The organism is Paenibacillus sp. FSL R7-277 (genome assembly GCF_000517965.1).
Classification (GTDB): domain Bacteria; phylum Bacillota; class Bacilli; order Paenibacillales; family Paenibacillaceae; genus Paenibacillus_AQ; species Paenibacillus_AQ silagei.
The window spans coordinates 117,064-136,612 of the sequence record NZ_ASPX01000033.1 but is presented as its reverse complement, the minus strand read 5'-3'; the positions used below and the strand labels follow the sequence as shown (position 1 = coordinate 136,612).

7 protein-coding genes are annotated in these 19,549 nt (G+C 48.9%); all 7 read left to right on the top strand.

All coding sequences use genetic code 11. The features are described 5' to 3' along the window. The first annotated feature begins 124 nt into the window (after positions 1-124). The 7 genes from C173_RS11915 to C173_RS11885 all read left to right on the top strand — a co-directional run bounded on the left by C173_RS11915 (position 125) and on the right by C173_RS11885 (position 19,531). Positions 125-1,492 (top strand): cytochrome ubiquinol oxidase subunit I, encoded by a 1,368-nt coding sequence (locus C173_RS11915; RefSeq protein WP_036725013.1) that lies wholly within the window; start codon positions 125-127, stop codon positions 1,490-1,492. Next, positions 1,489-2,502 (top strand): cytochrome d ubiquinol oxidase subunit II, encoded by a 1,014-nt coding sequence (locus C173_RS11910; RefSeq protein WP_036725012.1) that lies wholly within the window; start codon positions 1,489-1,491, stop codon positions 2,500-2,502. Before C173_RS11915 ends, C173_RS11910 begins: the two co-directional genes overlap by 4 nt. Next, entirely contained in the window at positions 2,503-4,263 is a 1,761-nt protein-coding gene (cydD, locus tag C173_RS11905) for a thiol reductant ABC exporter subunit CydD (protein ID WP_036725011.1), read from the top strand. Continuing rightward, entirely contained in the window at positions 4,260-5,981 is a 1,722-nt protein-coding gene (cydC, locus tag C173_RS11900; RefSeq protein WP_036725010.1) for a thiol reductant ABC exporter subunit CydC, read from the top strand. The genes cydD and cydC overlap by 4 nt, the downstream gene beginning before the upstream one ends. 354 nt (positions 5,982-6,335) lie before the next feature. Then, positions 6,336-11,810, top strand: a complete 5,475-nt coding sequence (locus C173_RS11895; RefSeq protein WP_036725009.1) for a type I polyketide synthase — start codon at positions 6,336-6,338, stop codon at positions 11,808-11,810. A 24-nt stretch (positions 11,811-11,834) separates the two neighbouring features. After that, complete coding sequence (locus tag C173_RS11890) at positions 11,835-14,870, top strand: type I polyketide synthase (RefSeq protein WP_036725008.1); 3,036 nt, start codon at positions 11,835-11,837, stop codon at positions 14,868-14,870. Positions 14,871-14,920: 50 nt separating this feature from the next. Further along, on the top strand, positions 14,921-19,531 hold the full coding sequence (locus tag C173_RS11885) for a non-ribosomal peptide synthetase (protein WP_235191866.1): 4,611 nt from the start codon (positions 14,921-14,923) through the stop codon (positions 19,529-19,531). The last annotated feature ends 18 nt before the right edge of the window (positions 19,532-19,549 follow it).

Here is a 19,549-nt window from a genome sequence, read left to right as displayed (position 1 = left end):
GTAAGAAAGAGTTGATGCTTCCATGAACGTTTGAAGGCAAAAAGGTGACCGGAGCCGATTTAGTTAAAATTAAAGATATAATAATTCAAAATATCTACGATTTTTATAAGGAGGCACTAACGTAATGGGCATCGATACCGTGCTGTGGAGCAGACTGGTGACAGGCTTGACACTGGGATTCCACGTTATTTTCGCAACAATTGGCGTTGGGGTTCCGCTGATGATCGCCATTGCTGAATTCATGGGCATACGCAAAAAAGACCCTCACTATACACTGATGGCCAAGAGATGGGCCCGCGGGTTTGTCATTTCTGTGGCCGTGGGCGTGGTGACAGGTACGGCGATTTCGTTGCAGCTAGCCTTGATCTGGCCTAATTTCATGAAGCTGGCCGGTAACGTGATTGCGCTCCCGTTATTTATGGAAGTGTTTGCTTTCTTTTTCGAGGCGATCTTTCTGGGCATTTACCTCTACACCTGGGACCGGTTCAAAAAGCCGTATATCCACTGGCTCCTTACGATCCCGATTGTTGCCGGTGCCGGGATGTCCGCTGTGTTTATCACGACCGTAAACGGGTTCATGAATCAGCCTGAGGGCTTTGCTATGGCGGGTGGGCAATTCATAGCTGTCAATCCGGTAGAGGCGATGCTGAATACAGCGACGTTCTCCAAGGTGTTCCATGTCTTAAGCTCAGCCTATCTGACCGGAGCCGCACTGCTGGCGGGTATCGCCGCGTTTGCACTCCTCAGAAAGGGCGCCTCGGAATACCATAAAAAAGCGCTGAAGCTGATGATGGCCGTGGTGATGGTGTTTGGACTGCTGAACGCTCTGGCTGGAGATACGTCGGCGAAATTTTTGGCTGAGCATCAGCCGGAGAAGCTGGCTGCGGCGGAGTGGCATTTTGAAACGGAAAGCGGAGCCGATCTGATTCTGATGGGGTGGCTTAACGCCGAGCATGAGGTGCTGGGCGCACTGCACATTCCCAAATTTCTCAGCTTCCTCGCCTTTGGCGATTTCAATGCAGAGGTGACCGGTCTGAATGAATTCCCTGCCGATGAGCAGCCGCCGCTCCTGGTTCACTATTTGTTTGATCTGATGGTCGGTGTAGGGTTCGCACTGCTAGGCATTTCATTCCTGTACTTCCTGTTTGTCTTCTGGAAAAAACGCAATGAGCATAACAAATGGCTGCTTCGCGTGATCGCGTTAGGCGCACCGCTTGCCTTTTTGGGAGTCGAGCTAGGCTGGTTCTACGCTGAAATTGGGCGGCAGCCCTGGATCTTAAGGGGATACATGCGTGTAGAAGAGGGGGCTACGACATCACCGAGCGTAAGGATCCTGTTTTTCGTATTCCTGTTGCTGTACATCCTGTTAGGCACGGTATGTGTGCTTGTGCTGCGGCGCATGTTCAAGGACAATCCGGCGGAAACCGAGATGGAGAAGTGGAATCAGCATCCCGGCGGCAAATCAACAGTAAAGGGTGAGCACGCAAAATGAGTTATGAGCTGATTGGAATTTCAGTGCTCTGGCTGTTTTTATACGGCTATTTAATTGTGGCCTCTATTGATTTTGGAGCCGGGTTCTTTGCCTTTTATGCCCGGCTGACGAAGCAGGATCATCTGATTAACCGTCTGATCTCCCGCTACTTATCGCCTGTCTGGGAGATTACGAATGTCTTTTTCGTCTTTTTTTATATTGGACTTGTCGGCTTCTTCCCGGATACCGCTTATTATTACGGCTCGGCGCTGCTTGTTCCGGGAAGCATTGCGCTTATCCTGATCGCGATCCGCGGTTCGTTCTATGCGTTCGAGAATTACGGCTCCAAGAATAACATCGTATATCTGTTCCTGTACGGCGCTTCGGGCCTGCTGATTCCCGCGTCCTTGTCAGTGGCACTTACCCTGTCGGAAGGCGGCTTTATCTTTAAGCGGGGAGAGACCGTGTCTCTGGATTACTGGGCATTGTTCACTAACCCGTTATCCTGGAGCATTGTAGGCTTGGCGATTGTATCTGTGTTGTTCATCAGCGCCTCCTTTTTGGCCTTTTATGCTTCCCGGGCAGAGGATCAACCCGCGCTGAAGCTTATGCGTACTTATGCGCTGTTCTGGAGCACACCGACCATTGTTATCGCGCTGACGGCCTTTATTTATCTGGGCCAGCACAATGAGCGGCATTTTCAAAATATGATGGATTTATGGTGGCTGCTTGCGCTGTCTGTTGCTTTCTTCATGCTTGCCATGTGGCTGCTGTACAGCGGACGCCGTTACGGGTTGGCGTTCATAAGCATCATGCTGCAATTCCTCTGCGCATTCTTCGCTTACGGAATCGGGCAATATCCTTATATTCTGGACCCGTTCATTACGCTTGAGAACAGCATCACTTCACCGGCTATGGGTCTGGCGCTGGTCATTGTGTTCATCGGGGGTATGTGCTTGCTCATTCCTTCCCTGATTCTGGTGTTCAAGCTGTTCCTCTTTGACGCAGACTATGTGAAAGGAAAGAAATAAATGAAGAGCAAAACAAGTCTGATCGCTGAGCAAATGTCGGGGCAACGAAAACGGCTGGTTATGCTGACCCTCCTGTCGCTCATGCTCGGCATTGCGATTGTAAGTCAGGCCGGGCTGCTGGCGGAAGCGGTCCAGCGGGTGTTCGTGGAGAAGGCTTCCTTATCCTCGGTTGCTCTGCTGCTCGCTCTTCTGCTGTCAGTGATGGCGATCCGCACTTTGCTGTTATACGGAAATGGAAGAATAGGCTTGGCTATGGCAGCCGCCGCTAAGGCAAATATGCGTTCATCCGTGCTGCAGAAGCTTACCCGTGCCTCCATGCCTTCAACGCTGCGGGGGCAGACAGGGGGGAAGGTCAGTGTGGCTCTGGATGCAGTGGACGAGGCGGACAGCTATTTCAGTCACTACATGCCGCGGATGGTGGAAGCAGCGATCATCCCGGTTCTGATTCTGGCGGTTACGTTTGTTTTACATGCGAATACCGGCTTCATTCTGCTGTTTACGGCACCGTTCATCCCGCTGTTTATGATTCTGGTGGGACTGCAAACGAAGAACAAATCCGAAGAGAAATATGCGCAGCTTGCAGAGTTCTCCGGTACGTTCCTGGATTCGCTTCAAGGGCTCGTGACGTTGAAAATATTTGGACAATCCCGCCGCCAGCAGCAGCAGATTGAGCGCAGCAGCCTGGGTTACCGTGACGCGACCATGGATATTTTGAAGGTTGCCTTTACGAATACTTTTATGCTGGAATCCATCGTCATGCTGAGCATCGGGATTGTTGCCCTTGAATTGGCTATTCAACTGCTCGTATTCAAATCGATGCCGTTCCATACGGCCTTTCTTGTGCTGCTGCTTGTTCCCGAGTTTTTTAACCTGCTCAAAAATACAGGCACCGCTTTTCACAGCGGGCGGACCAGTATGGGGGCGGTCCGTAAGGTGGAGCAGATGCTTGCGGAAATAGGCGGCGGCACCGGTGCACAGCCGGAAGGGGGCGGGCAGTCCTCAGCCAAGCTTCTCAAGATGCCGCCCTCCATTGCGCTGGATGATGTGCATTTCCATTATGCCCCCGGTTCATTCGAGCTTAAAGCTGGGCCTGTCTCCATAGGACCGGGAGAGCATGTTGCGATTGTCGGGCACAGCGGCTCGGGCAAAACAACCTTGCTCCATCTCATTGCCGGACTGCTGAAGCCGGTATCCGGGACAGTGCTGGTGAACGGAAGCCCGTTGTCGGTGTGGGAGGAAGACTCATGGTTTGAGCAGGTCAGCTATATTACACAGCATCCTTATATTTTTGCCGGCACATTTGCTGAGAATATCGCAATCGGTGCTGGGCGTAAGGTCTCCAGAGAAGAAATCAGGCAGGCCGCTGAGGATGCGGGACTTGCACAGCTTGTTGCCGGGCTGGAACAGGGACTCGACACCAATGTCGGAGAAGGCGGCAGGGGATTGTCGGGCGGGGAAAAGCAGCGCCTTGCTTTAGCGCGGGCCTTTTTGAAACGGCCGGCTCTGATCCTGTTCGATGAGCCTACGGTGGGCCTCGACTTGCAGACCGAACAAATCCTGCAAAGCTCCATAACCGCGCTGGCTCGAAATGCAACGATGATCACAGTCGCACACCGGTTGTATACGATCCGGCAAGCGGATCACATTTTGTTTATGGACCATGGCGTATTAGCGGCGGCAGGACCTCACGACGAGCTCCTTGAACGAGTGCCTCAATATGCCGAGATGGCCCATATTCAGCGAAAAGGAGGGTCAGCATGAACGAGCTGGCGATTTTGTCCAAGGCCATGATAGCAGAGCGGAAGGATATACTCCTGTCGATTCTGGGAGGGTTTATTGCCGGCGCTGCCGGTGTGGCCCTGTTCTCCGCAAGCGGGTATCTGATTTCACAGACGGTCTTTATGCCGCCGCTCTATACCTTGATTGTTCTTACCGCGCTGGTCAAGCTGCTGGGTCTGCTCCGGGCGGCAAGCCGTTACGGGGAACGCCTGTATTCGCACAGAGCAACCTTTTCCATGCTTAGCCGTTTGCGTACAGACTTTTTTGCCCGGCTGATCCCGTTAACGCCCGGTATATTGAACAAGAACCGCAGCGGAGATCTGCTGGCGCGGATTGTCGGCGATGTAGAGAGCCTGCAGAATTATTTTTTGCGTGTCGCTTATCCGCCGGTGATCGTCATCACGGTGTTTCTGGCAACCATGGTGTTCAGTGCCTCTTATTCATTCTGGATGGCCTGCTTGTTCGTAATAGGGATGCTGCTGACCGCAGTGGTTGTACCGGGAATCGTATTGGTGGGCCAGCGGGCGATACACGGCCGCGTCCGTAAGCAGCGGGCGCTGCTGTCAACGGAAGTCACCGAGGTCTTGTACGGCTTCCGCGATCTGAAGGTGTACGGGCAATTGCCGCAGCGGGAGCAGCAGCTCCAGGCGGCTTCGGCAGCACTGACAGCAGATCAGCAGCGTGCAGCAGGTCATCTGCTGCGCGGACAGGCGATGCACACCTTTGTAACCTTTTTTATTTCCTGGGGTGTACTGACGCTTGGGGCCTATCTAATTATGGAGGGTGCGCTGGCTGGCGTGTTTTTAGCGATGCTTGTGATGGCCGCACAGACGGTGTTTGAAGAAGCTGGAGCCATGGCCACTTTGCCAGCCTATAAGCAAGACAGTGAGCATGCGGCCAAAAGGCTGACTGAAACCGTATTGACTGCCACTGATTTACCTGTGCAGCCGGACCGCACTCTGCCCGCGGGAAATCCGGTTTCGGTGGAGCTGTCCGGTGTTACGTTCCAATATGATGACGAGTGGCGGCCCGCGCTGACGGAGGTGTCGCTGCACCTCCCGGCCGGCTCCAGAACAGCCGTGGTCGGACCGAGCGGGTCCGGCAAATCAACGCTGATCGAGCTGCTGCTCAAGCTGCGCACGCCTGTTTCCGGGGACATACGTTTGAACGGCATTCCGGTACAAGAGCTGGATGAGTCAGGCATTTGGGAAGCCTCAAATGTCGTCTTACAGCAAGGTCATTTTTTCCGTGGAACAGTCCGTGACAACCTGCTGCTGAATGGAGAAGAAGCATCTGACGAAGTATTGTTAGAAGCTCTCGCTAAGGCCCAACTGCCGGATGTGGCATTACATGATGTGGTATTCGAAAAAGGAGAGAACCTGTCCGACGGGGAGAAGCAGCGTCTGGCGCTGGCCCGGGTCATGCTCCGCAAAGGGCGGTTATGGCTGCTGGATGAACCGACCTCTTCGCTGGACTATGTAACAGAAGAGCGCGTGTTAACCCGTCTCTACGAACAGTCCGCCGGAGATACCTTACTGCTCATTTGCCACCGGCTTACCGGCCTGGAAGGTATGGACAGGATCATCGTCATGGAGCAGGGCAGGGTCATCGAAACAGGTTCATATGCGGAGCTAATGGAGCAACAGGGCTACTTGTACCGTATGAAGCAAATAGAGCTGCAAATGATTGGAGAGCTATAGGCAAAAGGTCTCTACCGCGAGGCGATTATTCGTGAATTGATTAACAATGCGACCATCGATATGGTTATGCTGCTCACCTTAAGGTGAGCCTTTTTTTGGTGAAGAAAGTCACATTTTAATTTTGGGATATATGCTATTTTTATCTTGTTAAATGTAAATATTACCTCTTATACTAATTCTCCCTACTTTATACCTATTCATCCCCTTTAATGGTAATAGTTAATTATCACTACTCTGAAGTCTACCAATCCGTTGTAAAATGCATATTTATGCAAAATAATACATAGTTAGTCGATGGAATTTTTTTGTGATTTACAGATGTGAATGATAAGCATAGTAAAAGGAGCGAGAGGTATGAATAAGCAGACGGACAAGCTAGTGGCGATTGTGGGGATGGGCTGCAGGTTCCCGGGAAGCGCAAATAATGTAGAACAGTTCTGGGACATCTTGAAGTCAGGCAAGGATACGATTACGGATATTCCCGAGGATAGATGGAGTATTGAAGAATATTATCATCCTAACAAACAGGTAAAAGGAAAAAGCCACGCCAGGCGCGGAGGATTTATCGATAAGTTTGATCAATTTGATGCAAAGTTCTTTGGGATTAATGCCAGAGAGGCAGATCAAATCGATCCGCAACAGAGGCAAATGCTGGAGATTGTCTGGGAGGCTCTAGAAGACGCAGGAATTAAGCCCGGCAGTCTGAGCGGTTCCCGCACCGGTGTGTTTATCGGCGGATTTACGCTCGATTATAAAATTCTGCAATTTGCTGACGCTGCACAAATTGGAACCCATGCTGCAGTAGGAAGCATGATGACGATGTTATCGAATAGAATCTCGTACATATACAATTTAATGGGTCCCTCTCTATCCATAGACACAGCCTGCTCGTCCTCCGTGGTTTCTGTTCATGAGGCCTGCAAAAGTCTGCACAACGGTGAATGCGATCTGGCCTTGGCAGGCGGCATGGAACTGATCTATGCCCCGGAATATTTCATAGCAGAATCCAAAGGCGGATTCTTGTCGGTGGACGGAAGCTGCAAGACCTTCGACGCTGCTGCGAACGGTTATGTCAGGGGAGAAGGGGGCGGAATCCTTGTTCTTAAAAGTCTGGAAAAAGCGCTCGAAGACGGCGACTATGTGTATGCCGTGATCAGAGAGAGCCTTGTGAACCAGGACGGAAAAACGAATGGTATTACGGTTCCTAACGGCGAATCCCAAAAGATGTTGCTGCAGGATGTATATGCGAGAGCAGGGATTGCCTCCGATGAAGTTCAGTATGTCGAATTGCATGGAACCGGAACAGCACTGGGTGATCCCATTGAAGTCAATGCGGTCGGTGAGTTCTTTGGAGAGCACAGGACGGAAGATAACAGATGTATCATGGCCTCGGTCAAACCGAACATCGGTCATCTGGAGGCAGCTTCCGGCGTAGCATCGGTAATCAAGGCGGCGTGCATTCTTGATCACAGACAGATTGTGCCGCATATCGGCATGAAAGAGCTTAATCCTGAGCTTGATCTGGACAAGCTGAGGCTAAGAATTCCCTTAACCAATGAAAGCTGGCCGCAGGATGGTAAAGATGCCATCGTCGGTGTCAATTCGTTCGGATTTGGCGGAACCAATGCGCACGTGATTTTACAGGGAATAACCGGTGACAGACAGTACGATGGAACAGTCAACGAAGAACTGCCTCAAGTATTAACCATCTCCGCAAAAACAGAACAATCCTTAAAGGCTCTTGCCGCAGAATACACTGAATTTTTGAATCAAACCGCCGAAAGCTTACCGGATATTTGTTATTCCGCACTTACCAAACGTGAGAAATTCCCGAAATCCCTTGTGTTATTCGGAGGGAATATACAGGAGATCATTCAGGGGCTGACAGATTATCAGCAGGATACTTTGCCGCAGAATGTGGTTGTGGGCAATGAAGGTAAAGACAAGAGACTGGTGTTTATTTTCACCGGCATGGGTCCCCAATGGTACGCGATGGGACGCGAGCTCTATCATGTGAATACGGTATTTCGCAATACGGTCGAGAAGTGCCACGCTGAGTTCTCCCGATACTTGTCCTGGTCATTGATGGATGAATTCCTGATTCATGAGGAACAATCCAGCATGCAGTTCACCGAAGTCTCCCAGCCGTTGAATTTTACGGTGCAGGTGGCCTTGGTTGAGATGTGGAAGAGCATGGGGGTCGTCCCGGATCTGATTATCGGACACAGTGTGGGTGAAGTGGCAGGATTGTATGCTGCCGGTGTCTACAGTTTTGAAGATGCGGTCCGGATTTCGTATTACCGCAGTATGCTCCAGCAGCGGCTGACGGGTAAAGGCGGTATGCTTGCGGTTGGCTTGAATGAAGAACAGGCCAAGGAGCTGATTGCTGACAATAACGACAAAGTATCCATTGCGGCAATCAACAGCAACACAAGCGTAACCCTGTCCGGAGATATGGCCTGTCTTACAGAGATCAGCAGCAAGCTTGAAGTTGACGGTGTTTTTAACAAGTTCTTAAGAGTAACGGTACCTTATCATAGTGTGTTTATGAATGAGATTAAATCGGAGCTGCTGGAAGCCCTGCGCGATATTCATCCGCAACCAACCAAAATCAGAACGTATACCACCGGAAATGGCCAGCTGGCGGAAGGGCCGGAGCTGGATAATGAATACTGGTGGCTGAATGTATCCGGTTCCGTGTACTTTGCCAAGGCCATGGAACAGATTTTGGAGGAAGGCTATTCCTGTTTTGTTGAGATTGGCCCTCATCCGGTACTGGCGAATTCAGTCAGTGAGCTTGCGAGCGAGAAGGATATAGAAGTTCAGATCTCGCCCTCCCTCCGCAGAAATGATCCGGAAATACCAAGAATGGTTAGAACCTTGTCTGAGCTATTCTGTGCAGGATATGAAATTGACTGGTCCCGGATCTACAGAGGAACCTTTAAGTATGTGAAGCTGCCGCATTATCAATGGGAGCATGAGAGGTTCTGGAAGGAATCCAAAGAGCATATGAAGAGACGTCTTGGACAGAAAGAGCATCCTTTTATCGGATACCGCAAGAACAGCGTGGTTCCGGCATGGGAAGCGGAAATCAATGATTATATGATGCCGTTCGTCTCAGACCATTGTGTAAATGGCAGTGTACTGCTGGCCGGTGCCCATTTCATTGAAGCCGCGTTCCAAATGCTCCGTGATTACAGCAAATTAAGCATGGATGAGGTGTATGGTTTATATCATATTCACTTTAAAAGAGCGCTGTTCCTTGATGAGAACAATGCCGGCCATATGTCTATTAACTATGATCCGCAGCATGGTGTGGTGAAGATCGGAAGCCTGGCAGATGGCGATGTATCCAGAACTACCGAGAATTTCTGTGGGGAATTTGTCAGAAAACAGACCTGGAGTGTGAGCCGGACAGCCGATCTGGAGGCTCTTAAGCACAGTGCCAAGGAAATTCTGAATCAGGCGGAATGCTACGGGCTGCTGGAGAAAATGAATTTCACCTACGGCCCTATGTTCCAGGGACTTAAGAAGGTATGGATTAATCATAATGAAGTTCTGGCTGATATCTGCACGCTGGACGAGTTAGGCATCCAGGACATGGATAATATTCTGCATCCGGTTATTCTTGATGCTGCCTTTCAGTCGCTTCTCGTTAATCAATTTGATGAGCTGAGAGATCACGGACAAGTTGATATTAAGCTGCCGGATACGGTGGACTCAGTCGTCGTATACGGTAACACGTCCGGTCCATTGCGGGTCCGTTCTATAGTGAAGGAATCGGGTAAGGAGTTCATTGCCGGAGATATTGAAATCTATGATGAGCAAGGAAACATTGTTGTCATTGTAGACAACTTTGTGGCCAGATCCGTAGAGAAAAGTCCGGAAGCTGCCGTGCTTAGCGAGAAGAATCTGAAAGAATGGTTCTATGGCATTGAATGGAAGGCTCAGGAGGTAGAGAACGATGAGCAGCTGATCGCAGCCCGACATTCGTATACGAACTGGGTTGTGCTGTGTGATGCTTCCGGCATGGGTGACAGGATTGCCCAGAACCTAAGCGGCAGAGGCTATAACTGCAAACGGTTCTACGCGGATTATCAGAATCCCGGCAACCAGGATGCAGGCAGTGTTATTGTCAGCAATAATCAAGCGGATTATATCAAGCTGATTCAGCACATGGATCAAGAGCAGGAATACGGCATTATCCACCTGTGGGGTATGGACATTACAAGTCATGATCAGATGGACACGGATGCTATTGAGGCTTCCAAGCAGAAGGCTGTCAACAGTATCCGCCATGTTATGAATACTTTGAATGAGCACTCCGTGAAATATCGTACTTGGGCAGTTACCCAAGGGGCAGTCAGTGTTGACGGCAAGGAGCCAGTTGATGTCCTGCAGGGAGCGGCTATCGGTATGTGCAGAGTAATCAGCCACTCCGAGTGCATTGGAAGCTGGGGAGCAAGTATGGATATCGATCATCACCCCGCCTCTGTCGAGCTTTTGATCAATGATCTGGAGAACTATACACGTGAAGATCAGCTGGCGTATAGAAACGGTGTCCGTTATGTTGCCAGACTGGAGCATATCTACGATCTGGACGGGAACATCCCGGTAACTATGGCGGACAATAAGATTTATCTGGTCACAGGTGCCATGGGCTCACTCGGGCAAATCACTGTGAAGTGGATGTACGAGAAGGGAGCCAGACATTTTGTATTGGTGGGACGTACTCCGTTCCCTGGTAAAAAAGAAAGAAAAGTGATGGCTTCATCCCATAAGCTGTACAGCCAGGTGCAATTTATCAATGAGCTTGAACGGAAAGGCTGTACCGTTGAAGTAGCCGCGCTGGACATCGCTAATGAAGCAGCAGTCGGGGAGCTTACGCATAGATTGATTCATGAAGAAACCATGCCGGTCGGCGGTGTAGTCCATATTGCCGGTGTAGTCAAAGACAAATTAATGATGCAGATGGAGCAACATGAGTTCGATGAGGTCTATGACACCAAAGTTAAAGGCGCCTGGTTATTGCATAAATATCTTGAAGAGGTTGAACTGGACTTTTTCATCATGTATTCATCCACCGGCTCGGTTGTAACGGCGGTTGGACAAGTGAATTATGCCGCAGCGAATTCCTTTATGGATTCACTGGCCTGCTACCGCCGCAGTAAAGGCAAATCCGCTTTGAGTCTGGGCTGGGGACCATGGGGTGTGGGGATGGTTAAAGAAAAGAATTTGATTGATCATTATAAATATCAAAGAGGCATGAACCCGATCTACGCAGTGAATGGCATGCAGGCCCTGGAAAGAGTGTTCGGACAACAGCTATGCCATGCGGTAATCGGTGAAGCGGACTGGCCGCTTGCGCTTAATAATTATCCGGGCAAGCCTGCATTGTACAATCACCTCGCCGTGCAAAGCGAAGATACCGCAGGGGACGCGCAGGAGACGGACTTGTTCAGCATTCTGGCCAAAGCCTCCGGCATGGAAGAAAAAAGTGCAGTTATTATGGATTTCTTCGCTGAGATCATCGCTGAGACCATTCATGCCAAGAAGGAAGCACTTGTGCTTGATGAGCCGATCAGTTCGGTTGGAGTGGACTCCATTATCGCTGCAGAGATCAGAAATAAAATAAATAAGAAATGCAGTATTAACATTTCCATTGTTGACCTTCTGGGCGGAATCAGCATTGCTGACTTGGCCGGAAAACACTTCAATGACATTAACGACTTAATTATTGAAGACGAATCCGAAGCAGACCTGGAAGCATTATTGGACCAGTTAGAGAATCTGACAGAAGAAGAGGCTGCACTTCTATTATCTAAATAAAAACGGAAAGGAGGATACAGAAGCATGGAAATATCCGCTCAGAATGATGATCTTAGAGACCTCGATATTGCCATTATCGGAATGGACTGCCAGGTTCCGGGAGCAGATGACGTAATGCAGTATTGGGAGAATCTGTGCAACGGGACGGAGTCGCTTACCTTCTTCACCGATGAGGAGCTTCGGGCAGCGGGGGTACCGGAAGAACTGCTCAGCAATCCCGAGTACAGGAAGTGCGGCTTCAAAATAAATAATATTGAGCAATTTGATGCGGCGTTCTTTGGCTTCACGCCCAGGGAAGCGGCACTGATGGACCCGCAGCAAAGAATTCTGCTTGAGAGCTCATGGCGGCTGATGGAAAGTGCCGGATACCAATCGGACCAGTATGCAGGGAAGGTGGGCGTTTTCGTCGGAACGGGAACCAGCAAGTATTTATTGAAGAATATTATGTCCAGTATGGATCTGGATTCCACTCCCGAGATCAGACAAATATGGATTGGGAACGATGTTCATTATGCTTCGACCATGATTTCCTACAAGCTGAATCTGAAGGGACCGAGCGTGAACGTGCAGACTGCATGTTCCACTTCCTTGACCGCCGTAGTTCTGGGCTGTCAGGCTCTGCTGAATTATCAATGCGATATGGCCATTGCCGGAGGGAGCTCCCTGTCGCTTCCTCAGGATAGCGGTTATCTCTACATCAAAGGAGAGGTTCTCGCGGAGGACGGACATTGCCGGCCGTTTGATAAAGATTGCAGCGGTTCATTAAGCGGCAGCGGAGTAGGAACCGTGCTGCTGAAAAGATTGGAAGATGCTGTGAACGACCGCGATCATATCATTGCTGTCATTAAGGGAGCCGCCTTTAATAATGACGGTTCGGCAAAGGTGGGTTATTCGGCACCAAGCATTGAAGGCGAACGCAATGCGATTAAGAGCGCCCAGATCCTAAGCGAGATAGATGAAGACACGATTACTTATATTGAGACTCATGGAACAGCGACTCCCATGGGGGACCCCATAGAGGTCCAAGCACTTACAGAAGCCTTCTCGGAAGCCACGGACAAGCTGAATTTCTGCGCCCTGGGTGCAGTGAAAGCCAATATCGGACATTTGGATTCTGCAGCAGGTACGGCCGGGTTAATCAAAACCAGTCTGATGCTCCAGAAGCAGAAGCTTGTACCCTGCATCAACTATAAAGAAACGAATCCTAACATTGATTTGCAGAACTCGCCTTTCTATGTCAATACCCGCCTCCAAGACTGGAACCCGGATTGCGGGGTAAGAAGAGCGGGCGTCAGCTCGTTTGGCATTGGCGGGACCAATGTTCATGTAGTCCTGGAAGAAGCGATCGACACCCGCAAAGTCGAGAGTAATGAGGAATTCCAATTGCTGCTGCTATCCGCAAAGACAAAGACCGCCTATGAAGAGGTGGCCGGACAATTGCTGGATTTTGTACAAAATAATGAAGACATTGATTACCGGAATATCCTGTATACGATGAATATCGGAAGAAAGAGACTGCCCTATCGAGGCGGTCTGGTCTGTAACAGCAGAGAAGATCTGATTCATAAATTGGGCGGGAGCCTTCCTGCGGTGAAATCTCCAAATGAGAACGAAAAGGAGATTGTGTTCCTGTTCCCGGGACAAGGCGTGCAGTATGTGAATATGACAAAACAACTGTACGATACGAAGCCTGTATTCCGGCATGAGCTGGATAAGTGCTTCGAAATCCTTCAGAAGCAGTTGAACTATGATTTAAGACAGCTTATCTTTGCAGATCAAGCGGATGCTAAGGGTGAGGAGACACTAACAGAAACCCAGAATACACAGGTTGCTCTATTTGCCATTGAGTACTGCTTGGCCAAGACTTTGATGCATTGGGGAATTACTCCCAAAGCTCTGCTGGGGCATAGTGTTGGGGAGTACGTAGCCGCTTGTCTGGCCGGGGTATTCTCACTCGAGGATGGTCTTAGATTAATGGTCATGCGGGGCCGGATCATCCAAAGTCTGCCGGCGGGCGAAATGCTGTATGTGAACATGAACGAGCAGGAAGCGCAGGCCTATATTAACGGGAAGGTCTCACTGGCCTTGATTAATTCCGAGAACCGGGTGGTATTGGCCGGGGATAGCGCAGCGCTGCAGGAAGTGGTCGAACAGATTACAGAGCATCGGGAGTACAGAATTCTTCACACCTCCCATGCTTTTCATTCCTATATGATGCAGGGTGCAGTGGAGGACATGCTGAAGGTGCTCCAGACGGTGACGTTCAACAAGCCGATGATCCCGATCATGTCCAATGTCACGGGAGAGTGGCTGAAGCCGGAAGAGGCGATGAGTGCTGACTATTGGATACAGCATATGCTGGGCACCGTCAGATTTAAAGATGCTGCACTTCATTTGGCACAGAAAAATTATAAATACTTCATCGAAGTGGGTCCGGGAAAAACGCTCTCTGTCTTTATGCAGGATAATTTGAAAGACTACGCAGAGTGCCTATTGTTCCAAACGGTCCGCGGCGTTAAAAATACGATGAATGATAATAAATTTCTGGCGGAGTTCGTAAAGAAGGCCTGGATCAGCGGACTAACCATTGATTTTGCAAAATATTACGAAGATGAAATCTTATTCAGAACCCCTTTGCCGACGTATCCTTTTGAAAGGAAGAGACATTGGATTGAAGCTGGCAAGCAGAAGGCTTATGAAGCGGCTGGAAGCAACGGCTGGGATAGGGAGCTCTCAGCAGACAGTGCTGTAGAAGCGGACACGATAGAGTATAACCGGCCGGATATATCGGTGGAATATGAACAGCCTGACAATGCGATTGAAGAGAGTATAGTGGAAATCCTCCAGGATATTATGGGGATCACGCCGATTGGAATCAACGATAACTTCTTTGAGCTTGGCGGACATTCTCTGATGATCACACAAGTCGTCCTGAGAATTAAGGAACTCTATGGGATTGAATTGCAGTTGAAACTGTTTATCGAAGCACCGACTGTCAAGAATGTAGCTGACCTTGTACTGGAAGAGTTGTCAGAAAGCCTCGATTTGGATGCAGTCTAAATATGGACAGTTAGAGGTGTGGAGAGATGCAGAACAACGAAAGCGGAAGCGTGAAAAACAGAGTGAATGCCTTATCGGACGCCAAGAGACTGCTGCTGGAGAGTCTCTTGGAGGAACAAAGAAAAAAGAAAAGACAGATCATCCTGCAAGACAAAGGGCTGCATAGGGTCATCAAGAGAGCACCGGAGTTGACCGTTTTGCCTTCCAACTATATGCAAAAGAAAATTTGGTATGTCGAACAGCTCTTCAATGAATCGATTACGTATAATGTTTCGGGTTATGTGAAATTCCATGGAAACCTTCAAGTGGAGCTTTTGCACAAGGCCTTCAGAACGGTGGTTAAGCAGCAGGAGGTGCTGCGTTCCAAATTCAAGGGAGGACAAGGACAGCTTGAGGTTGAGCTCAGCGAAGATACCGAAGAGCCGGCCTTCAGAATGTATGATTGCTCCCAGGCAGGGATGGAAATATCGCCTGACGGTATCAGGCAAAGGATGTACGCGGAAGGAATACAGCCGTTCCAGTTAGCTGAGGGCAAGCTTATTCGCCTGATCTGTTACAAGTTGAGTGAGACCGAATGGATTGGACAAATTGTTTGGCATCATATTGTATCGGACGGTTATTCAAGCGGCATTTTTATTAGAGAATTGCTTCAACTGTATGAAGCCTATGAAGGCGCAAGTATGGAATCTGTACACGAACCCGCTGTGCAATACTACGATTATGTCATTCACATGAATGACCGGATTGCCAAAGGGGAGTTCGATCATCAGCTTAAGTTCTGGAGGGAACAATTGTCGGGCAGCAGCATGAGCTGTATGCTTCCAACGGATTACACGGCCGGTCATGGGCTTACCTATCATGGCGAACGGGTAGCTTTTTCAATCCGCAAGGAGATGAAAGTAAAACTGGAAGCTGCTGCAAAAAAACACGGGGTTACACTGTTTGTATTGTTAATGAGCGCACTCAAAATCATGCTGCATAAGTATGTACACCAAAACGATATTATTGTCGGGGTCCCGGTTACCGGCAGAAATGAAGAGGAATGCCAGAGCATCATCGGGTGCTTCCTGAACATGCTGCCGATCCGCAGTAATATTGGTGAAGAGCAACAATTATTCGATTATATCCAGGCGGAGAATGCCCAGGTGATGCAGGCCTTGAAGCATCAGGATTTGCCGTTTGATTTCATAGTAGAGGACTTGAAGGTAGAAAGAGATTTGCTGTCCACCCCGATCTATCAGGTGGTGTTCAGTTATGAGACCAATGCGTTAAAGGATATTACAACAAAGGATTTCTACATAGAGTTCGAAGAACTGGATTTAAAAACGGCCAAGGTTGATCTGGCGCTGGAAGTCAATGATGAAAAGGATGGGTTAAGCGCCTGGTTTGAGTATAAATCGGATAAATTCTCCCGGGAGCGGATTGAAAAGATTAAGGATTATTATCTGAATATTCTGCAATTCATTGCTGAATATGACAATCAGCCTATAACAAATATTGAAATGATCCCGGAAGAAGAAAAGGATGAGATACTCTACTCTTTTAACGAAAAGGTTACGGACTATAAGCCACAGACCATCAAGCAGTTATTCGAGACCCAGGCGGCGCTCCGGGAAGAGGCAGTAGCCGTAGTATGCGGCAATGAGAGGATTACCTACAGAGAACTGAATAACCGCAGCAATCAACTGGCACATCATCTGCGGAAATACGGTGTGGGCTGCGAGAGTCTGGTTGCTATTATGCTGGATAAATCCATTGAGGCCATCATTGCCATACTGGGGGTAACCAAGGCTGGCGGAGCTTATATGCCGGTGGATTCGGCTTATCCCCGGGAGCGGATGGAGTATATTCTGGAAGACAGCAAAGTCCGGTATATGATAACTTCCGGCATCCATCAGGATTATGCAGGCATTGAGCAGATTTCAATGGGTGACAAGCATATCGAGACCGAGTCCACGGACAATCTTACGGACCACAGCAATCCGGATAATCTTGCTTATGTAATCTATACCTCGGGAACTACAGGTCAGCCCAAAGGCGTTATGGTGGAACACAGCGGTATTGTTAACTTGAGAGATTATTTTTGGAATAAATACAAAGTGACCACGGATGATACAATCCTGCAATTTGCCAATCTTGTTTTTGATGCCTCTGTCTGGGAAATGATTATGGGAATTCTCACCGGTGCAAGACTATGCATCATTACCAAAGAAGTAGCGCTGGATGTGAATCTGCTGGAACTGGAGCTGAAAAGGCATAACGTAACCGTTGCCACCTTGCCTCCGCCATACTGGAATGTAATAGCGGATAGGCCCGTCGGAATCCGTCTGTTGATCACAGCGGGATCAGCAGCAAGCGTCAATCTGGTGGAGAATTTGCCAGAGCCGATTGAATATTTCAATGCGTATGGACCTACCGAGACTACGGTCTGTGCGTCGGACTGGCAATACGAAAGGACTGTTCAAATCCCGAATAGAATTCCGATCGGCAAGCCAATTACCAATATGCAAATCTATATTATGAATTATACTTCCTTATGTGGAAAAGGAATTATTGGAGAATTATGTATAGCAGGAGTAGGCATTGCCCGGGGGTATCTGAACAGGCCGGAACTGACAGCGGAGAAATTCATAGATAATCCTTATGGTCCCGGTAAATTGTACCGGACGGGGGATTACGCAAGCTGGCTGGACGACGGAAATATTGCTTTTACCGGAAGAATAGATCATCAGGTCAAGATCAGGGGACACCGGATCGAAATCGGAGAGATTGAGAATAAACTCTCTTCTCATAACAAAGTGATTGAGGCGGTTGTTATCCCGGAGATCGACCACAAGAGCAATCTTTATCTGGCAGCTTATGTAGTTGTGGATACAGCAGTGACTCTGACAGAAATCAGAAGCTTTTTGAACGATGGATTACCTTCGTATATGATCCCATCAGCATTTTATACGCTTGAGGCCATTCCGCTAAATATGAATGGTAAGCCGGATAACAGCAGATTAGCGTCCTTAGGCCAGCCTATGGAAGCGGAGAACGATTTTGCTGAACCGACCACAGAGATTGAAAGAACGCTGGAACAAATCTGGTGTGAGCTCTTAGGAGTTGAGCGGGTTAGTATCCGTGATCATTTCTTCGAAATTGGCGGAGACTCCATTATCAGCATGCAGGTTATCGCCAAGGCGGCAGAGGCAGGAATTAAGCTCGAATTAAAGTCTTTTTACGATGATAAATGTATTGAACAAATGGCCTTAAAGGCTGCGGCAGTTGAACACATCTGCTGTGATCAGGGAGAGGTTACAGGTTCGTACCTGTTGACACCTATCCAGCAGTGGTTCTTCACCAATAATTTCCCGGAAAATAACCATTGGAATCAGTCTGTAAGCTTTGAATTGAAGCAGACTGTAGATGCTGGGCGATTGAATGAAGCACTCAATGAAGTGTGCCGGCAGCATGATTTGTTAAGAACCCGTGTACTTCCCGGAAAGGCTCCAAGGTATGCGGATATCCTGCCGTTTGCCTACAGCGAACGCCTGAAGACAGTAGAGATTCCAGCTTGTGATGACTATGAACAGCGGATGCAGCAGGAATTGACGGCTTTTCAGCAATCTCTTAATTTGCAAGCGGGAGAAGTATTTAAAGGGCTGCTTATTGTGTCCGATACATGGTCAAGCAGCAGACTGATATTGACAGCACATCATCTGGTATGCGACGCGGTGTCCTTCAGGTTCATCGCTGAGGATGTATTGAATGGCTATCAAGCCTTAATAGACAAGCGGGAAGTCAGGCTTCCGCAGAAAACCTCGTCCTTCATAAGATGGAGCAACGCAGCAGAAGCATACGCCGGCAGCCATGAAGCAGTGAGCAAAAAAAAGGAATGGACCAAAGAAATTGCGGCTCATTCAAGAAATACCAAAAAAGGCTGGTCCAGCGTAGACAATCTTGAAGGAGATGCAGAGCAATGCCTGTTCTCCTTATCGGAAGAAGATACCGCCAAGCTAATGACTGAAGTGCCTAAGCATTACAGCATTCAGCCGATTGAGGTCATGATTGCCGCCCTGGAAACGATGCTGCATGAATGGGATGGGGCAGACCATACCTTATATCTGGAAAGTCACGGAAGAGATATGCTTGCCGATCAGGTGGATCTGTCAAGAACGGTAGGCTGGTTTACCAACCTGTATCCTTTTTACTTCTCCGCAGATGATATTTCAACTACTGGAGCTACGTTAAAAAAAGTGAAAGACAGATTAGCTGCAGTGCAGAAGCGTAAGTTCGAGTTCTTGCTTAGTGATTACCCCCGTGAAGCTATGGATATTGTTTTTAATTACATGGGGCATTTGGATAACAAGAACCCGCAGCATGAACACTTCCGGCTGATTACCGGAGAACCGCTGTATACCAGGGGATTGAAGAATACAAGAGTCAGTCTGCTTGAAGTCAACGGGTATATCCAGCAAGACCGCTTAACCTTCGAGTGGGGATATAACCCGAATATCCATTCCGGGGAGAACATCGTGCAGCAGGCCAATGCTTTCACGGATACGCTTAGGGGGATGATCAGCTACTGTATTGAATCTGAGGATGATGGAGTTTCCGCTGCAGATTTTGACGATGTGGATATGGAAGATTTAGATTTCATCTTGGCAAAGTTCAATTAAGGTCACTCAGGGACAAGA